Source organism: Aeromicrobium sp. (assembly GCF_047606445.1).
GTDB lineage: Bacteria > Actinomycetota > Actinomycetes > Propionibacteriales > Nocardioidaceae > Aeromicrobium.
The window spans coordinates 1-16,225 of the sequence record NZ_JASGEK010000062.1; the positions used below are offsets into that span (position 1 = coordinate 1).

The following is a 16,225-nucleotide window of genomic DNA, read 5'->3' on the forward strand; positions in this document are numbered from 1 at the left end:
CGAATAGCCCGAGGATCGGCGGCCATGCCCATTCCGTGGGGTCGGTCTGCCGGTGGATCATCGCGCAGAGCTCTTCGATCTCGTCGCGGTACAGTCCGGTGGTATGATTCATGTCGACGGTTCGTTTCTCGTGAGTTTGAGTCTGGTAACCCAATTCCCTCAAGAAACGGACCGTCTTTTATTGTGAAACGCCGTGAGGTTTTATTTCAGCTCCCTGAATAAGCCTCCTGTTACACATTTTTTACACACACCAACGAAAAACAGCCCCTGACGCTGGAAGACGCTGAAAGACGTTTTCGCAGGTCAGGGGCTGTTTTTGACAGTCACTGGCAGAGGGTGAAAACCCTCGGATCAGATGTCGTAGTACAGCTCGAACTCGTGCGGGTGGGGGCGGAGCTGGATCGGGAGGATCTCCTCGTTGCGCTTGTAGTCGATCCACGTCTCGATCAGGTCGGGGGTGAAGACGCCGCCGGCCGTCAGGAACTCGTGGTCGCTCTCCAGGCTGTCGAGGACCGCGTTGAGCGAGGTCGGCACCATGTCGATGGCGTCGTACTCCTCGGCGGGGAGCTCGTAGATGTTCTTGTCGATCGGGGCGGCCGGCTCGATCTTGTTCTTGATGCCGTCCAGACCGGCCAGCAGCAGCGCCGAGAACGCCAGGTACGGGTTGCTCGACGGGTCGGGGCAGCGGAACTCGATGCGCTTGGCCTTCGCGTTCGAGCCGGTGATCGGGATGCGCACACAGGCCGAGCGGTTACGGGCGGAGTACACCAGCGCGATCGGCGCCTCGAAGCCCGGCACCAGGCGGTGGTAGGAGTTCACCGACGGGTTCGTGAACGCCAGCAGGCTCGGCGCGTGCTTCAGGATGCCGCCGATGTAGTAGCGCGCGATGTCCGACAGGCCGCCGTAGCCGGCCTCGTCGTAGAACAGCGGCTCGCCGTTGTTCCAGATCGACTGATGCACGTGCATGCCCGAGCCGTTGTCGCCGAAGATCGGCTTCGGCATGAAGGTGACCGTCTTGTCGTTGGCCCACGCGGTGTTGCGGACGATGTACTTGAACTTCATGACGTCGTCGGCGGCCTTGAGCAGCGTGTCGAACTTGTAGTTGATCTCGGCCTGGCCGGCGGTGCCGACCTCGTGGTGGCCGCGCTCGAGCACCAGGCCGGACGCGGCCAGGTTCGTCATCATGTCGTTGCGCAGGTCGGCGGTCTGGTCGGTCGGCGCGACGGGGAAGTAGCCGCCCTTGTAACGGACCTTGTAGCCGCGGTTGTCGGCGAGGTCGTCGCCGGTCGACCAGGCGGCCTCGGCCGAGGTGATCTCGTAGAACGACTTGTTCGCGCTCGTCCCGTAGTTGACGCGATCGAAGATGTAGAACTCGGCCTCCGGAGCGAAGAACGCCGTGTCGCCGATGCCGGTGGTCGCAAGGTACGCCTCGGCCTTGCGGGCGATGTTGCGCGGGTCGCGGCTGTACGCCTCGCCGGTGATCGGGTCGTGGACGAAGAAGTCCATCGCGATGGTCTTGCGCGCCTTGAAGGGGTCGACGTAGGCGGTGCCGAAGTCGGGGAACAGGACCATGTCGGACTGGTCGATGCTCTGGAAGCCGCGGATCGACGAGCCGTCGAAAGCGACGCCGTTCTCGGCCGCGTCGGCGTCGAAGGTCCAGGCCGGCAGGGTCACCTGCTGCTGGATGCCGGGAAGATCGGTGAAACGGACGTCGAGGTACTCGACGCCTTCGTCCTTGACGAACTTGAAAAACTCGTCGGCATTGCCGAACATGGGGCCTCCTCGGCCGCAGGGGGCGGCTCAGGTTGTCGGTTTTCGCGGGTCAGACGCTATCGCCTTTGACTGCGTCCAACCTAGAATCGTGCAGTTTCCCGACCGTCAACGGTTTGTTTCGACCACGTTACATGTAGCCGGGCCACGCGTGACAGACCTCGCGCCGGGCCGGGCCGGGAGGTCTCGCTAGGCTCAGACCCCGTGGACGTCCCTGAACCCCCCTCCCTCGGACGCCGGTGCGCGGCCATCATGATCGACTGGGTGGTCGCCGGCATGTGCGCCGTCATCATCGTCGGCGTGAGCTTCCCGCCCGCGAACGTCACCGAGAACCTCGTCATCACGGCCTTCTACATCGCCCAGGCGGCGATCCTCACCGGACTGCTCGGCTTCTCCATCGGCAAACGGATCTGCGGACTGCGCGTGGAGAACCGCGAAGGCCAGCCCATCGGCCTGCCGCGCGCGCTGCTGCGCTCGGCCATCGTCACCCTGGTGCTTCCGGCCCTCGTCATGACCGAGGACAAGCGGGGCCTGCACGACCTCGCGGCCGGTTCCCGCGTCGTGCGGGCGTGATCAGCCGCGCATCATCTTGCGGGCGGCCTTGGCGCTGGTCGGCATCGGGCCGCGCGGCATCGGGGCGGCCGGACGCATCGCGTCGAGCGCCTTGAGCTTGTTGATCGCTGTCGTCTGCTCGGCGGCGCTGACGTCCTTCTTCATACGGCCGAGCGTGCGGGTCAGCTTGGGCAGCGGGACCTGGCCCTCGTCGCGGCCGACGACGATCTCGTGGACCGGCACCTCCTCGCCGACGACCCGCGCGTGCTTGCGCTTCTCGGCGGCCAACAGGCTCTTGACCCGGTTCGGGTTGCCCTCGCCGATCAGCACGACGCCACAGCGGCCGATGGCCCGATGCACGATGTCCTGGTTCTTGTTGAACGCGACCATCGGCGTGATGTTCCAGCCGCGGCGCAGCATCTGCAGCGCGCTCGCGGCGGCGCCCGGCTGCCCCTCGACCTGCGCGTAGGCGGCCCGCTCGGCGCGACGGCCGAAGACGATCAGCGCGGCCAGCGTGCCCGACAGCAGTCCGAAGACGACCGCCAGCGTGACGCCCAGCCAACCGCGGCTGAACAGCAACAGGTTGAGCGCGGCCATCGCCCCGCCCACGACGAGGAACCACAGGATCAGGATCAGACCGATGTTCGGGTCGGCCTTCTTAGTGATCTGGTAGGCCTGACGCATCTGCGCGACACGGCCGGTGGCGGGGGCGGGAGCTCCTGAGGACATAAGGCCCAGTTTAGGCGGGCGCGGCCTGGCGCGCCTCGACGGCCTGTTGGTAGAGACGCCCGGCCCGGTACGAGGAGCGCACCAACGGCCCGGACATCACTCCGGCGAAGCCGATCTCGGTCGCCTCGCCGGCCAACTCCACGAACTCCTCGGGCTTGACCCACCGCTCGACCGGGTGGTGGCGCTTCGTGGGACGCAGGTACTGGGTGATCGTGATGAGGTCGCAGCCGGCCTCGTGCAGGTCGCGCAGCGCCTCGGAGACCTCCTCGCGGGTCTCGCCCAGGCCCAAGATCAGATTCGACTTGGTGACGAGGCCGAAGTCGCGGGCCTGCGTCAGCACCTCGAGCGAGCGCTCGTAGCGGAAGGCCGGACGGATGCGCTTGAAGATGCGCGGCACCGTCTCCAGGTTGTGCGCCAGCACCTCCGGGCGCGACTCGAACACCTCGGTCAGCAGGTCGGGCTTGCCATTGAAGTCGGGGATCAGGTTCTCCACGCCCGTGTCGGGGTTGAGGGCGTGGATCTGCCGCACCGTCTCGGCGTACAGCCAGGCGCCGCCGTCGGGGAGGTCGTCGCGCGCGACGCCGGTGATCGTCGAGTAGCGCAGCTGCATCTTCTGCACGCTCTCGGCGACGCGGCGCGGCTCGTCGCGGTCGAGGTCGGTCGGCTTGCCGGTGTCGATCTGGCAGAAGTCGCAGCGCCGGGTGCACTGCTCGCCGCCGATGAGGAAGGTCGCCTCGCGGTCCTCCCAGCACTCGAAGATGTTCGGACAGCCCGCCTCCTGGCAGACGGTGTGCAGGCCCTCGCCCTTCACCAAGCCCATCAGCTCGTTGTACTCGGGGCCCATCTTCGCGCGGGTTTTGATCCACGCGGGCTTCTTCTCGATGGGGGTCTCGGCGTTGCGGACCTCGAGCCGCAGCATTTTGCGTCCGTCCGGGGCGATCGTCACGCCGTCCACTGTACGCCCGGGCCGCGATCACGGGCCGACGGCGACGGACGGGGGTCGACAGGGCTGAGCAGCGGCACCGACGGCCCCTCGACCCGCTCGACGTCGGGCGAGGGGCCGTAGGGCTGCCAGCGCAGCAGTTCGGTCAGGTGGGGGCGGACGGCGGCGGCGGCCTCCTGGACGGTCACGTCGCGGCCGAGTTCGGCCGACAGCGAGGTGACCCCCGCGTCGGCGATGCCGCAGGGCACGAAACGGTCGTACCAGGACAGGTCGACGTTCGCGTTGAGGCTGAAACCGTGCATCGTCACGCCGCGCGCGACCCGGATGCCGATGGCCGCGATCTTGCGCTCGGGACGGCCTCGGCCTGCGGCGAGCCAGACGCCGGAGCGTCCCGGCACGCGGCCGGCCTCGACGCCGAGGTCGGCCACGGTGCGGATCAGGGCCTCCTCGACGCGCCGCACGTAGTCGACGACGAAGACGTGGTCGGGCAGCTTCGTGATCGGATAGCCGACGAGCTGGCCGGGGCCGTGGAAGGTGATCTTGCCGCCGCGGTCGACGTCGATCACCGGCGTGCCGTCCGCCGGCCGTTCGTGCGGCTCGGTGCGTTTGCCCGCTGTGTACGTCGGCGGGTGCTCCAGCAGCAGCGCGGTGTCGCCGATCACGCCCTCGGCCCGCTGGCCGAGCAACCGGCGCTGCAACTCCCAGGCGTCGAGGTAGTCGACGGCCTGGTCGCCGAACCATTCCCCGCGGATGAGGAGCTCCGTCATGGGCTTCAGCGTACGCCTGTGGACGAGCGCGTTGTCAGATCGCGGCGGGCAGGCGAGGCTTCGCTCATGGATACCTGGGGGATCGGCCTCGCGGCCTATGTCGTCTCGCTCGTCGGCGCCTCGGCGGGCGGGCCGGAGTGTGTGGAACTGGTGGAGTTGGACTACGCGCGCAGTCAGGCGTACGCGGCGGCGTCGGTCGAGCGGTTGGAGCAGGTCTACGTCGACGAGCAGGCCGCTCAGCCCGACGTCGACGCGTTGCTGGCCTGGACCGAGCGCGGATACCGGCTGGAGACGGCGATGCAGATCGTCGGCTCCTGCGAGGTGGTCGGGCGCGGGGAGGGGGAGGCGCGTCTGCGCGTGGTCGACCGCCTCGCCCCGACCGCCGCCGTCGACGAGCACGGCGACCGCGTCCCGCTGCCCCGTGACGACTGGTCCGAACGCGACGTCCTCCTGCGCCAGACGGACGTCGAATGGCGCTATGCCGGGGTCGAGTGACTCAGCGGCGCAAGCCCAGCTGGAGGGTGGTGGGGAGGTCGGGGGCCTCGAAGCTGAAGCCGGACTGCGACAGCGCCATCGGCTCCAGGCGGAGCGAGCCGAGCAGGTCGTCGGCGAGGCCGCCGAGGGCCGCCTTGATGATCGGCGCGGGGGCCTTGAGGAAGGCCTTGGCGTCGACGGCGCGCGCCAGCTCGTCGGTGAACTGCCGGTTGGTGACGGGGTCGGCGGTGGCGAGGTTGACCGGGCCGGAGACGTCGCCCTCGGCCAGATGGACCACCGCGCGCACCCAGTCGACCCGGGAGATGTACGACATGTACTGCTCGCCCGACCCGAGCACCGCGCCGCCGTACCGGCGGAACGGGATCGCCATCAGCTTGAGCGCCCCGCCGGACTCCTCCAACACCAGCGAGGTGCGCAGCAAGCAGACCCGGGCTCCCGCCTCGACGGCAGGCGCCGTGGCCGCCTCCCACTGCTGGGAGACCTCCGGGAGGAAGCCCTCGCCGGGGGTGGACGACTCCGGCAGCCGCGTGTCGCCACGGTCGGTCCCGTAGAAGGACATGCCTGACCCGGACAGGAGGGCGGCGGGCTGGGCGGACCGGCCGACCGCGCGCGAGAGCGTGTCGGTGGCCGTCAACCGCGAACTCAGGATCTCGCGCCGGTACGACTTCGTGCGCGGCCACCGCTGGATCGACGCGCCGGACAGGTTGACCACCACATCGGCCTCGTCGATCAGCCGTTGGTCGACCCGACCAGCCGACGGGTCCCAGGTGGACGTGCCGGTTCCGGTGGCCGGACCGCGCACGAGCCGGGTGACGGTGTGCCCGCGGCCGCGCAGAGCGTCGACGAGGGCGCCTCCGAGGAATCCGGAGGCGCCCCCGACGACGACGCGCAGGGAGCTGTCGGCCATCGGTCAGGACCCGAGTTCGGCCTCGAACGCTCCGGCCTCGAGACGCTCGCGGATGGCCGTCAGGAAACGGCCCGCGTCGGCGCCGTCGATGACGCGGTGGTCGTAGGTCAGCGCGAGGTAGGCCGTCTGGCGCACCGCGATGCTGTCGTTGCCCTGCTCGTCGGTGATGACGACCGGACGCTTGACGACCTTGCCGACGCCGAGGATCGCGACCTGCGGCTGGTTGATGATCGGCGTGTCGAAGAGGGCGCCGTTGCTGCCGAGGTTGCTGATCGAGAAGGTCGCGCCGGAGATCTCGTCCGGACCGATCTTGTTGGCTCGCGTGCGGTCGGCGATGTCGGCGATCTTACGGGCCAGGCCCGCGATCGACAGGTCGCCGGCGTCGCGGATGGTCGGCACCAGCAGGCCCCGGTCGGTGTCGACCGCGACGCCCAGGTGCTCGCCCGCCGGATAGGTGACGGTGCCGGCGTCCAGGTCGAGCGCCGAGTTGACCTGCGGGTACAGCTTGAGCGCCTCGACGGCCGCCTTGGCGAAGAACGGCAGGAAGGTCAGCTTGACGCCCTCCCGCTCGGCGAAGGCGTCCTTGTGCTTGGCCCGCAGACGCGCCACCTCGGTGACGTCGACCTCGTGCACCTGCGTCAACTGCGCCGAGACCTGCAGCGACTCGACCATGCGGCGCGCGATGGTGGTGCGCAGACGCGACAGCGGCTCGGTCTTGCCGCGCAGCGGCGAGGGAGCGGCGGGCGCGGGAGTCGGGGCGGCAGCTGCCGCCCCGACTTCGGTGACCGGAGTCGGAGCGGCGGCCTCAGCGGCCTGCGCCGCCTGCTTCTGCCGTTCGGCGACTTCCAGGACATCGGCCTTGCGGATGCGTCCGCCGACGCCGGAGCCGGTGACGTCGGCGAGGTCGACGCCGTGCTCCTTGGCCAGCTTGCGCACGATCGGCGTGACGTAGCCGTCGCTCGGGGCGGCGGGCTGCGCCGGGGCGACGGGCTCGGGGGCCGAGGTCGCCACGGGCTCCGAGGTCGGCTCAGGAGCCGGTTCCGGCGTGGGAGCGGGCTCCGGAGCCGGTTCGGGCGTGGGCGTTGGCTCGGCGGGAGCGGCCGCCGGGGCGGCGTCGGCCGAGCCGATGATCGCCAGCTCGGCGCCGACCTCGACGGTCTCGTCCTCCTCGGCCTTGATCTCCAGGAGCGTGCCGGCGACGGGGGAGGGGATCTCGGTGTCGACCTTGTCGGTGGAGATCTCCAGCAGCGGCTCGTCGACGGCGACGGTGTCGCCGACGGCCTTGAGCCATTGGGTGACGGTGCCCTCGGTGACGCTCTCACCCAGCGCGGGCAGGGTCACCGGGGTGCCGCTGACCGGACCCGACGGAGCGGGGGCCTCGGCGGCGGGAGCGGGCTCCGGCTCCGCAGCGGCCGCCACCGGCTCGACGACCGGGGTCGGCTCGGGCTCGGGAGCCGGTTCAGCGGCGGCGGGCTCGGCCGCGGGGGCCGCAGAACCGCCCGCCTCGGAGGCGTCGCCGATCACGGCGAGCACCGCGCCGACCTCGACCTCCTCGTCCTCCTCGGCCTTGATCTCCAGCAGGACGCCGGCGACGGGGGAGGGGATCTCGGTGTCGACCTTGTCGGTGGAGATCTCCAACAGCGGCTCGTCGACGGCGACGGTGTCGCCGACCGCCTTGAGCCATTGGGTGACGGTGCCCTCGGTGACGCTCTCGCCGAGCGCCGGCAGGGTGACTTCGGTGGCCATGATCGCTGTTCCTTCGTGGCTCAGGCGTGGGAGTGGAGGGGCTTGCCGGCCAAGGCCAGGGCGGCCTCGCCGAGCGACTCGTTCTGCGTCGGGTGCGCGTGGATGAACTGGGCGACGTCCTCGGGGTAGGCCTCCCAGTTGACCATCAGCGAGGCCTCGCCGACCTGCTCGCCGAAACGCGAGCCGATCATGTGGACGCCGACGATGGGGCCGTCCTTCTCTCGGACCAGCTTGACGCTGCCCGCAGTCTGCAGGATCTGGCTCTTGCCGTTGCCGCCGAGGTTGTACTCGACGACCTCGACGTTGTCGTCGCCGAACTGCTCGCGCGCCTGCGGCTCGGTGATGCCGACGCTGGCCAGCTCCGGCTCGCAGTAGGTGACGCGCGGGATGCCCGAGTCGACGACCGGCTGCGGGCTGAGCCCGGCGATCTCCTCGGCGACGAAGATGCCGTGCGCGAAGCCGCGGTGCGCGAGCTGCAGGCCCGGCACGAGGTCGCCGACGGCGTAGACGTTCGGGAGGTTGGTGCGCAGACGCTCGTCGGTGGGCACCCAGCCGCGGTCGACCGTGACGCCGGCCTCCTCGTAGCCGAGGCCCGCGCTGCGCGGACCGCGGCCGACGGCCACGAGCACCAGGTCGGTGTCGATGGTGTCGCCGTTCTCCAACGAGACCACGACGCCGGTCTCGGTCTGCTGCACGCCGGAGAACCGGACGCCGGTCTTGAAGGCGATTTTGCGCTTGCGGAAGGCGCGCTCGAGCTGCTTGCTCAGCGCCGGGTCCTCCAACGGGACTAGGCTCGGCAGCGCCTCGATGATCGTGACGTCGGCTCCGAAGGACTTCCAGACGCTCGCGAACTCGACGCCGATGACCGAGCCGCCGATGATGACAACGCGCTCGGGCACCTCGGCCAGCTGCAGCGCCTCGTCGCTGGTGATGACGCGGCCGCCGATCTCCAGGCCGGGCAGGGTGCGGGCGTAGGAGCCGGTGGCCAGCACGGTGTTGCGGCCGGTGTAGCGCTCGCCGTTCACCTCGACGGTGTCGGCGGCGACGAGCTTGCCCTCGCCCTCGACGACCGTGATGCCGGCGGACTTGATGAGGCCCTGCAGGCCCTTGTAGAGACGGTCGATGACGCCGGACTTGAAGGAGTTGACGCCGTGCATGTCGATGCCGTCGAACTGGGTCTGGATGCCGAAGGCGGCCCCCTCGCGCGCGGCGTCGGCGACTTCGGCGGCGTGCAGCAGCGCCTTGGTCGGGATGCATCCGTGGTGCAGGCATGTGCCGCCGAGCTTGGCCTTCTCGATGAGGGCCACCGACAGGCCCAGTTGGGTGGCGCGCAGGGCGCAGGCGTAGCCGCCGCTGCCGCCGCCGAGGATCACGATGTCGTAGGTGCCAGGTCCGTTCGGGGCGTCCGCCACGATGTCCTCCGTTGTGAGCGTCGTCGGGGGTGGGTGATGCGTCTCATGCACCCTCGGTCATCTTCGCACCTGGCCGGTCGCCGTGTGCGGCAGGGCTGGCCCGTGTCGGGCTACTCTCCGGTCACTTATCGGAGGGGGATCGGGCACACTGTGTGCCATGGGTTGGTGGAAGAGGCGCAAGGCGACACGGACCGACGGCGGCGCCGCCGTGTCGGACCGCGCGGCGGACAAGCGCGACGTCGAGCATCTGCGCGAGTTCGCGCGGTCGCGGACCGGCGTCGAGGCCTTCGTCGAGCCGGCCACCTCGGTCACCCAGACGACGCTGCTGCTAGTGGCCGCCGACGGGGAGTGGACGCGCCGCCGCGTCGCCTCGCCGCAGGCCGCCGCCGACCTGGCCCGCAAGCTGGAGATCCCCGTCTACGACACGAACCGTGTGGGCTATCCGCAGCGGATGCGCGATTACGACCAGCGCCAGCGCGCCGGGGGCGGTCAGCGGGCGACGGTCACCCAGCCTCCGGCCTCGTCGCTGTCGGGGCCGGAGAAGATCGCGGTGATGACGCTGGAGGTCATCGCCGGCTCCGACCCGCTGCCCGACGCCCCGAGCCGGGAGGACTTGGCCGGTCTGCTGCGTCAGGCCCGTGCCCGTGCCCACCCCGACCGTCATGGCGGCGCCCGCGAGACCTGGGACAAGGTCGAGTCCGCCGCCCGCGCCCTCGGCCTCTCCTAGCCTTCCTGGCGACCCGGAGAGGGTCAGGCGAGGAGGTCCTTGGCGAGCTGGACGAGGGTGCGGACGGCGACGCCGGTGCCGCCGGAGGGGATCTCGTCGTAGGGGGAGCCGGTGTTGAACGACGGACCCGCGATGTCGAGGTGCGCCCACGGGGTCTTGCCGACGAACTCGCGCAGGAAGGCCGCCGCGTAGAGCGCGCCGCCGTACGGCTTCGGATTGTGCTGGCGCAGGTCGGCGACCTTCGAGGTGGTCACCTCGGCGGCGATCTCGGTGGGGATCGGCAGCGGCCACATCGGCTCGCCCGCGGTGCGCGCCGCGCTGGCGAGACGTTCGACGGTCTCGTCATCGCTGCCGAAGATCCCGCTGGTGCGCTCGCCGAGCGCGACCATGCAGGCCCCGGTCAGCGTGGCGACGTCGACGATCAGGTCGGGGTCGACCTCCGTGGCCAGCGTGAGGCCGTCGCCGAGCACCAGGCGTCCCTCCGCGTCGGTGTTGAGCACCTCGACGGTCTTGCCGCTGCGCGTGCGCAACACGTCGCCCGGACGCGTGGCCGACCCGCTCGGCATGTTCTCGGCCAGGCAGGCGTAGGCGGTGACCGCGACCGGCAGACCGAGCCGGGCGATGGCGAGCGTCGCCGCGACGACCGCCGCCGCGCCCGCCATGTCGATCTTCATCGTCGCCATGCCCGTGCCGGTCTTGATCGACAGGCCGCCGGAGTCGAAGGTGATGCCCTTGCCGACGAGGGCCAGATGCCGCTCGGCGCTCTTGGGGGAGTAACTCAGGGTGACGAGGCGGGGCGGAGCCTCCGAGCCCCGGCCGACGCCGAGGATGCCGCCGCAGTTCTCCCTCGCGAGCCGCTTCTCGTCCCAGATCTGCACTTTGACGTCGTCGTCGGCGTGGGCATCGATCAGCTCGGCGAAGGCGGGCGGGCGCAGGTCGACCGGCGGGGTGTTGACCCAGTCGCGGGCCTGCGCGACGGCGTCGGCGACCAGAGCGGCCTCGTCGATCGCCGGGGCGGTGGCGCTCTGCCGGGCGAAGGAGGTCAGCACCGTGTGCTCGACGGGCGCGGCGTCCTGGTCGCCGGAGCGGTACGCCGTGTACCGGTAGGCGCCGAGGCGCACGCCCTCGGCGACGGCCGCCGACTCCTCGATGCTGGCCGGGTGGAGGGCGACGGCCACCGAGGTCGCGCCCTTCGGGACGGCGCGCACCCCCCGAGCGGCGGCGGCGCGCAGATCGGCGCTGGTCGGCTCGTCGGGCAGCGCGACGGCGACGATCACCTTCGCGGCGGCGCGGTCGCCGGCGGGGAAGACCACGACCTGGTCCTTCTTGCCGGTGAAGCCGAGCAGGTCGAGGGCGTCGCGCACCCCCTCGGCGTCGTCGTCGTTGCGGACGCCGAGCACGAGCGTGTCGGCCTGGGCGGTGAGCGGCTGGGCGGCGCTCGCGGTGACAGGGGGCAGATCCGGGCGAGTGGGGGCGGCCATGGGCGCCACTCTAAATGAGTGATCCTCTGAGACGGGCGTTCGATGTGTTTGTCGGTCTGTGGGTCAGGGTGTCCAAGCCGAAGCAGGACCCAGTCCCCATCGAGGCCGGAACCGACCGACTGAACCCCGACAGGCCGAAGGTTATCCATCCGTGTTCTCCTCCCATCGACCTTGCAACAGTTACAGTCGAACCACTCGCCCCGAGGAGCAACCTGTGCTGAGACGACTGCATGTTGAGCGATACCGGTGCTTTGACATGATCAACCTGGACCTACGGTGCCCCGAAAAACCAGGTGGTGGCTGGACCGTCCTTGTTGGTGAAAACGGCACAGGCAAGTCGAGTCTCCTTCAGGCGATTGTTCTCGGCCTGATGGATCCAAGGCCGCTCACGGCGCTCAACTCCACTCCGTGGTTGATGTGTCGACAGGGGGAGCCGGATGGATCGAAGGCCTTGATCGAAGTGGAAGTCGAGACGGAGTCGACTCGTGCTCTTTACGGCAAGACGGTGGCGAACACCGCAGGCTCTTACATCGACGAGGTGGGGGAACATGTCCCCGATCTGCCGTTGATGGTCGCTTTCTCCGCACGGCGTCGCATCGCGAAACCTGGGGAGCTTCCTGAGAGTGGGAATCGGGAGGTGGAACGGGTGCGTGGTCTGTTCGACCCGAATCTTCCTCTTCTCGCCCATGATGCGTTCGCTGATTTGAAGACCGTTCCCGAGAAAAGAGCTTTCGCTAAGGTCGTGCGGGATGTGATCGTGCGTCAGTTGGACTCCGGAGAGAAAATGTTTCCGTTGGTCGACGCGGTCGAGTTGCGTGGCTCCGGCGGCGTCACCACTAATGCCCAACTTCTCGAGCAGGATCGGTTCGGGTTGCTGTACGGGGAGACCTACCAAGCGCGTGTGGCGGTGGAGGATTTGAGCGACGGCTATCAGGCCTTGCTGACGATCGTGCTTGAGATCCTTGTCCAGGCGACGCTGGCGAACCACGTGGTCCCTAGGCCTGAGACGTTGCGCGCCATTGTGCTGGTCGACGAACTTGAGGCGCATCTGCATCCACGGTGGCAGCGTAGCGTTATCCCGCTGCTCCGCGAGGTGTTTCCTCAGTGCCAGTTCATCGTGACCACCCACTCGCCTCTCGTCGTCGGTAGCGCGGAGCCGGGCGAGGTCCAGGTGTTGGAGATCAGGGAGAGCGGCGATGTGTCCGTCGAGGTGCTAGACGAGCGTCTGCAGGCGCTCGATGCGGACGAGATCTACGACGCTGTCTTCGGTGTGCCACGGGCGGCCACTGACGAGTACGTCGCGATGGAACGTGCGTACGCGGGGGCGGTCGCTGCGCGCAGGGAGCCTGATCCTGAGATCGCTCGGCTGCTCGAGGACGCCTGGGCCGGACGCAAGGGACTTGTCGGGGAATGATCCGTCTCGAGCGGTCAGCCATAGTTCCCACCCCGCAGTTACTCGCGGCTTCGGAGGGGCTTCACGAGCGTTCTGACGACGAGGCACAGGAGTCAGTGAGTTCCTCAGCTTCTTCGAAAGCATGGATTTCCATGCGCGATGTTTTGACAAAGGAACAGCACGACAAGTGCGGGTGGTGCGAAAGACTCCTCGACGATGCGGCGATTGAGATCGATCACATCCGGCCGAAATCCAAGCAGAAGTACTGGTGGCTCGCGTTTGAGGAACGCAATTTGCTCGCGGCTTGTCGATCCTGCAACAACAAGAAGCGCAGTGAGTGGCCGCTTCTTCCTGGAGCCAGCATGTTGTCGCCTCGACAGCTCCCATGGTTGGTCCTGGAGCGGGCCGCGATAGTGGACCCGACGGTGGAAGACCCGTCACCGCATTTCGTCTTCCTGGATCTCGGTGGCAGGTGGCGCGTAGTCGGTGCCACCGAACGCGGTCGGCGTACCGTGGAGGTGCTCGCGCTGGACCGTGACAGGCTTTCAGGCATCATGACCGCCCGTGTGCGACAGGTGATCCAGCCGGTGATCTCTGCTGCGGAGCAGGCGTTCGCAGCAGGAGATCAAGCGCGCTGGACGCAAGAGACGAACCTGTTGAATGAATTCTGCGGGCCGGACGCCGAGTTCTCGGGATTAGCGCGTCACCTGGTACGTGAGATGGTCGCCAGGCTAGGTTGACCGGCATGGATCTGCTGCGCTCGCCCCTGCACGATCGCCATGTCGCCCTCGGCGCGAAGTTCGCCGAGTTCGGCGGCTGGGAGATGCCGCTGGAGTACGGGGGCGTCCTCGGCGAGCACGCGGCGGTCCGTGACGGCGTGGGTGTCTTCGACGTCAGCCACCTCGGCAAGGCGCTGGTCCGCGGTCCGGGCGCGGCCGATTTCGTCAACGCCTGTTTGACCGCCGACCTCGGCAAGATCGCTCCCGGCCAAGCGCAGTACACGCTGTGCTGCGCCGAGGACGGCGGCGTTGTCGACGACCTCATCGCCTATCTGCGGAGCCCCGACGAGGTCTTCCTCATCCCGAACGCCGTCAACACCGCCACCGTCGTCGAGCTGTTGCGCGCCGCCGCGCCGGAGGGCGTCGAGGTGCTCGACCAGCACCGAGACTTCGCCGTGATCGCCGTGCAGGGCACGCGCAGCGAGGAGGCGCTGACGGAGCTCGGCCTGCCCGTCGACCACGACTACATGTCGTTCTCCACCGGCGTGTTCGACGGAACCGAGCTGACCGTGTGCCGCACCGGCTACACCGGCGAGCGCGGCTATGAGCTGGTCGTGGCGGCCGAGGCCGCTCCCGCTGTCTGGGACGCCGTGCTGGCGGCCGGCGCCGACCACGGCATCGCCCCCTGCGGCCTCGGCGCCCGCGACACCCTGCGCACTGAGATGGGTTATCCGCTGCACGGCCAGGACCTGTCGGCCGAGATCAGCCCGGTCATGGCGGGCTCGTCGTGGACGGTCGGCTGGGACAAGCCGGAGTTCTGGGGCAAGGAGGCCTTGGAACACCAGCGCGCTGAGAAGAGCGGACGCGTGCTGCGCGGCCTCGTCGCCGAGGGGCGCGGCATCCCGCGACCCGGCATGACGGTGCGCGACTCGGGCGGCGAGGTGGTCGGGGAGGTCACCTCCGGGACCTTCTCGCCGACCCTCAAGCAGGGGATCGGCCTGGCGCTGCTCGACCGGCAGATCCCCGACGGTCAGACCGTCCAGGTCGACGTGCGCCGTCGCACCGAGCCGTTCACGGTGACGAAGCCGCCGTTCGTCACCCCGTCGACCACCGAGTCCTGAAGGAGAAACGATGAGCTGGAGCTGGACCTATGAGGACGCCGACTGCCAGACCGTCGGTCGTTCGGAGACCTTCGACGCGCGCGGCGAAGCCGAGTCGTGGATTGGCGAGGCCTACCCCGACCTCGCCGACGAGGGCGTGGCGCAGGTGCGTCTGTTCGACGGCGACACCGAGGTCTACGGCCCGATGTCGCTGAGCGCTTAAGGCGCGGCCGCTAACGATTTGGTGTGCGATTGATGGTGGGGCGTCGGGAGTTGCGGGTGATTTGGGGTCGCGCGTGTCGAATCCGGGCGCGCGGGACGCGCCCGCCGCAGTGCTGTCGCTCGTCGGCATGGTGGCGCTGGTCTGGTTCGTGGCGCGCTGCCTGAGCCGCGACCACCCGCTGCTCGGCCTGCGGCTGTTCCGCAGCCGTCTGTTCTCGGCGGGCGTGTTCGCGGCCTTCTCCACGATGTTCGCGATGATGGCGGCCTTCCTGCTGATCGCCCAGTGGCTGCAACTGATCGACGACGCGTCGCTGATCGATGTCGGCGTCCGGCTTATTCCGACCGCGCTGGCCGGGGCGTTGGCGTCGGTGGCCGCGCCGCCGCTGGCCCGGCTGATCGGCGTCCGCTCGGTGCTCGCCGGGGGCTGGCCGGAGTCGGCATGCTCGTTCCGGGGCGGAGGGCCGAGCACCTCGACCTGGCGGTGGTGCTGGTCGCGCTCGGCCTCGTCGGCGCTGGCTCGCTCGCCGTCGTCTCGGCGATGATCATGTCCGGCTCGCCGGAGGAGAAGGCCGGCAACGCAGGGGCTTTGGAGGAGACGTTGTACGGGTTCGGAGGCACGCTCGGCGTGGCGATCCTGGGCATCGTCTCGGCGCTCATCTGCCATCACGCGCTCGCCGACGCCCCGGTCTCGGCGGCGATGGACCCGGCGGTGGCCGAACAGGCTTAGGAGTCGTTGGGCGGAGCCTTCGCCTTCGCCTTCGCCTTCGCCGAGAAGCTCGGGCTGCCCGAACTGGCCGCCGCCGCGGCGGGCGTCTTCGCCCTCACCCCGCGCGGGAGCCGACGTGTCCCACGCGAATCACCGAGCTGAGGGGAAGAGATGTCAGGGGAACTCGACACCTCACCTCAGATCGCCTGAGCGTGGATGTGTGGAGAGCAGCGAATCAGCCCGTGATCACAGCGTCATCGATGCGGCCTCCGATAGGAGGGTGATCCATATGAGCGCGCCCACGACGAATAGAAACGACGCTGAGGCAGAACTCCGCGCGGCCGTGGCCGCGCGAGAGGCGGGTGACTCGTGGACCGTGATCGGCGCGGCCCTCGGAACCAGCCGACAGGCGGCGCAGCAGCGGTTCGGGTCACGGTGACGCGCCGCTGCTGAAGTGGTGCCGAGAGCGGGACTCGAACCCGCACGCCCGTGAGGACAATGGTTTTTGAGACCATCGCGTCTACCATTCCGCCATCTCGGCCTGCTCGAAAGCGAG

The 16,225-nt window shown here is 69.1% G+C and carries 18 protein-coding genes and 1 tRNA gene; 10 read left to right on the forward strand and 9 right to left on the reverse strand.

Translation table 11 applies throughout. The annotated features are described in order from the left end of the window. Window positions 1–351: 351 nt before the first annotated feature. The gene (gene glnA, locus QM621_RS11280; protein WP_414990480.1) at window positions 352–1,773 is read right to left on the reverse strand and encodes a type I glutamate--ammonia ligase; all 1,422 of its coding nucleotides are present in this window, start codon (window positions 1,771–1,773) and stop codon (window positions 352–354) included. Window positions 1,774–1,974: 201 nt separating this feature from the next. On the opposite strand from glnA, the gene QM621_RS11285 reads away from it, so the two are divergent. Continuing rightward, on the forward strand, window positions 1,975–2,343 hold the full coding sequence (locus QM621_RS11285; protein WP_414990481.1) for an RDD family protein: 369 nt from the start codon (window positions 1,975–1,977) through the stop codon (window positions 2,341–2,343). Here QM621_RS11285 and QM621_RS11290 read toward each other — a convergent pair whose 3' ends face one another. From QM621_RS11290 to lipB, 3 genes are read right to left on the reverse strand one after another with little or no spacing between them, the layout of a single operon-like run. Continuing rightward, window positions 2,344–3,051, reverse strand: coding sequence for a DUF4191 domain-containing protein (locus QM621_RS11290; protein WP_414990482.1), 708 nt, complete (start codon window positions 3,049–3,051; stop codon window positions 2,344–2,346). It lies immediately after the preceding gene. A gap of 10 nt (window positions 3,052–3,061) precedes the next feature. Beyond that, window positions 3,062–3,970 (reverse strand): lipoyl synthase, encoded by a 909-nt coding sequence (gene lipA, locus QM621_RS11295; protein ID WP_414990591.1) that lies wholly within the window; start codon window positions 3,968–3,970, stop codon window positions 3,062–3,064. 23 nt (window positions 3,971–3,993) lie between these two features. Beyond that, on the reverse strand, window positions 3,994–4,761 hold the full coding sequence (gene lipB, locus QM621_RS11300; protein WP_414990483.1) for a lipoyl(octanoyl) transferase LipB: 768 nt from the start codon (window positions 4,759–4,761) through the stop codon (window positions 3,994–3,996). A gap of 66 nt (window positions 4,762–4,827) precedes the next feature. On the opposite strand from lipB, the gene QM621_RS11305 reads away from it, so the two are divergent. Then, window positions 4,828–5,256, forward strand: coding sequence for a hypothetical protein (locus tag QM621_RS11305; RefSeq protein ID WP_414990484.1), 429 nt, complete (start codon window positions 4,828–4,830; stop codon window positions 5,254–5,256). 1 nt (window position 5,257) lies between these two features. Here the strand turns inward: QM621_RS11305 and QM621_RS11310 are convergent, their stop codons facing one another. The 3 genes from QM621_RS11310 to lpdA are packed head-to-tail and all read right to left on the reverse strand — an operon-like array spanning window position 5,258 to window position 9,321. Beyond that, window positions 5,258–6,163 carry a TIGR01777 family oxidoreductase gene (locus tag QM621_RS11310; protein ID WP_414990485.1) on the reverse strand — a complete coding sequence of 302 codons (906 nt, stop codon included), beginning with the start codon at window positions 6,161–6,163 and terminating at the stop codon, window positions 5,258–5,260. Window positions 6,164–6,166: 3 nt separating this feature from the next. Then, window positions 6,167–7,909, reverse strand: coding sequence for a 2-oxoglutarate dehydrogenase, E2 component, dihydrolipoamide succinyltransferase (gene sucB / locus QM621_RS11315; protein WP_414990486.1), 1,743 nt, complete (start codon window positions 7,907–7,909; stop codon window positions 6,167–6,169). A 20-nt stretch (window positions 7,910–7,929) separates the two neighbouring features. Beyond that, window positions 7,930–9,321 (reverse strand): dihydrolipoyl dehydrogenase, encoded by a 1,392-nt coding sequence (lpdA, locus tag QM621_RS11320; protein ID WP_414990487.1) that lies wholly within the window; start codon window positions 9,319–9,321, stop codon window positions 7,930–7,932. A 157-nt stretch (window positions 9,322–9,478) separates the two neighbouring features. On the opposite strand from lpdA, the gene QM621_RS11325 reads away from it, so the two are divergent. After that, a complete protein-coding gene (locus tag QM621_RS11325; RefSeq protein ID WP_414990488.1) occupies window positions 9,479–10,048 on the forward strand; it encodes a hypothetical protein in 570 nt (189 codons plus the stop codon). Window positions 10,049–10,071: 23 nt separating this feature from the next. On the opposite strand, the gene QM621_RS11330 is transcribed toward QM621_RS11325, so the two are convergent. Continuing rightward, entirely contained in the window at window positions 10,072–11,529 is a 1,458-nt protein-coding gene (locus tag QM621_RS11330; RefSeq protein WP_414990489.1) for a leucyl aminopeptidase, read from the reverse strand. Between the two features lie 214 nt (window positions 11,530–11,743). Here QM621_RS11330 and QM621_RS11335 point away from each other — a divergent pair, with 214 nt between their 5' ends. The 7 genes from QM621_RS11335 to QM621_RS11365 all read left to right on the forward strand — a co-directional run bounded on the left by QM621_RS11335 (window position 11,744) and on the right by QM621_RS11365 (window position 15,831). Further along, window positions 11,744–12,943 (forward strand): AAA family ATPase, encoded by a 1,200-nt coding sequence (locus QM621_RS11335; RefSeq protein WP_414990490.1) that lies wholly within the window; start codon window positions 11,744–11,746, stop codon window positions 12,941–12,943. A gap of 131 nt (window positions 12,944–13,074) precedes the next feature. Further along, entirely contained in the window at window positions 13,075–13,662 is a 588-nt protein-coding gene (locus QM621_RS11340) for an HNH endonuclease (RefSeq protein WP_414990491.1), read from the forward strand. A 5-nt stretch (window positions 13,663–13,667) separates the two neighbouring features. Next, window positions 13,668–14,762 carry a glycine cleavage system aminomethyltransferase GcvT gene (gene gcvT, locus QM621_RS11345; RefSeq protein ID WP_414990492.1) on the forward strand — a complete coding sequence of 365 codons (1,095 nt, stop codon included), beginning with the start codon at window positions 13,668–13,670 and terminating at the stop codon, window positions 14,760–14,762. 10 nt (window positions 14,763–14,772) lie between these two features. After that, window positions 14,773–14,964, forward strand: a complete 192-nt coding sequence (locus QM621_RS11350; protein WP_414990493.1) for a hypothetical protein — start codon at window positions 14,773–14,775, stop codon at window positions 14,962–14,964. A gap of 73 nt (window positions 14,965–15,037) precedes the next feature. Continuing rightward, the gene (locus QM621_RS11355) at window positions 15,038–15,505 is read left to right on the forward strand and encodes a hypothetical protein (protein WP_414990494.1); all 468 of its coding nucleotides are present in this window, start codon (window positions 15,038–15,040) and stop codon (window positions 15,503–15,505) included. 2 nt (window positions 15,506–15,507) lie between these two features. Beyond that, a complete protein-coding gene (locus QM621_RS11360) occupies window positions 15,508–15,690 on the forward strand; it encodes a hypothetical protein (RefSeq protein ID WP_414990495.1) in 183 nt (60 codons plus the stop codon). Between the two features lie 6 nt (window positions 15,691–15,696). Further along, complete coding sequence (locus QM621_RS11365; protein ID WP_414990496.1) at window positions 15,697–15,831, forward strand: hypothetical protein; 135 nt, start codon at window positions 15,697–15,699, stop codon at window positions 15,829–15,831. A 293-nt stretch (window positions 15,832–16,124) separates the two neighbouring features. On the opposite strand, the gene QM621_RS11370 is transcribed toward QM621_RS11365, so the two are convergent. Beyond that, a tRNA-Leu gene (locus tag QM621_RS11370) sits at window positions 16,125–16,210 on the reverse strand. Window positions 16,211–16,225 lie beyond the last annotated feature (15 nt).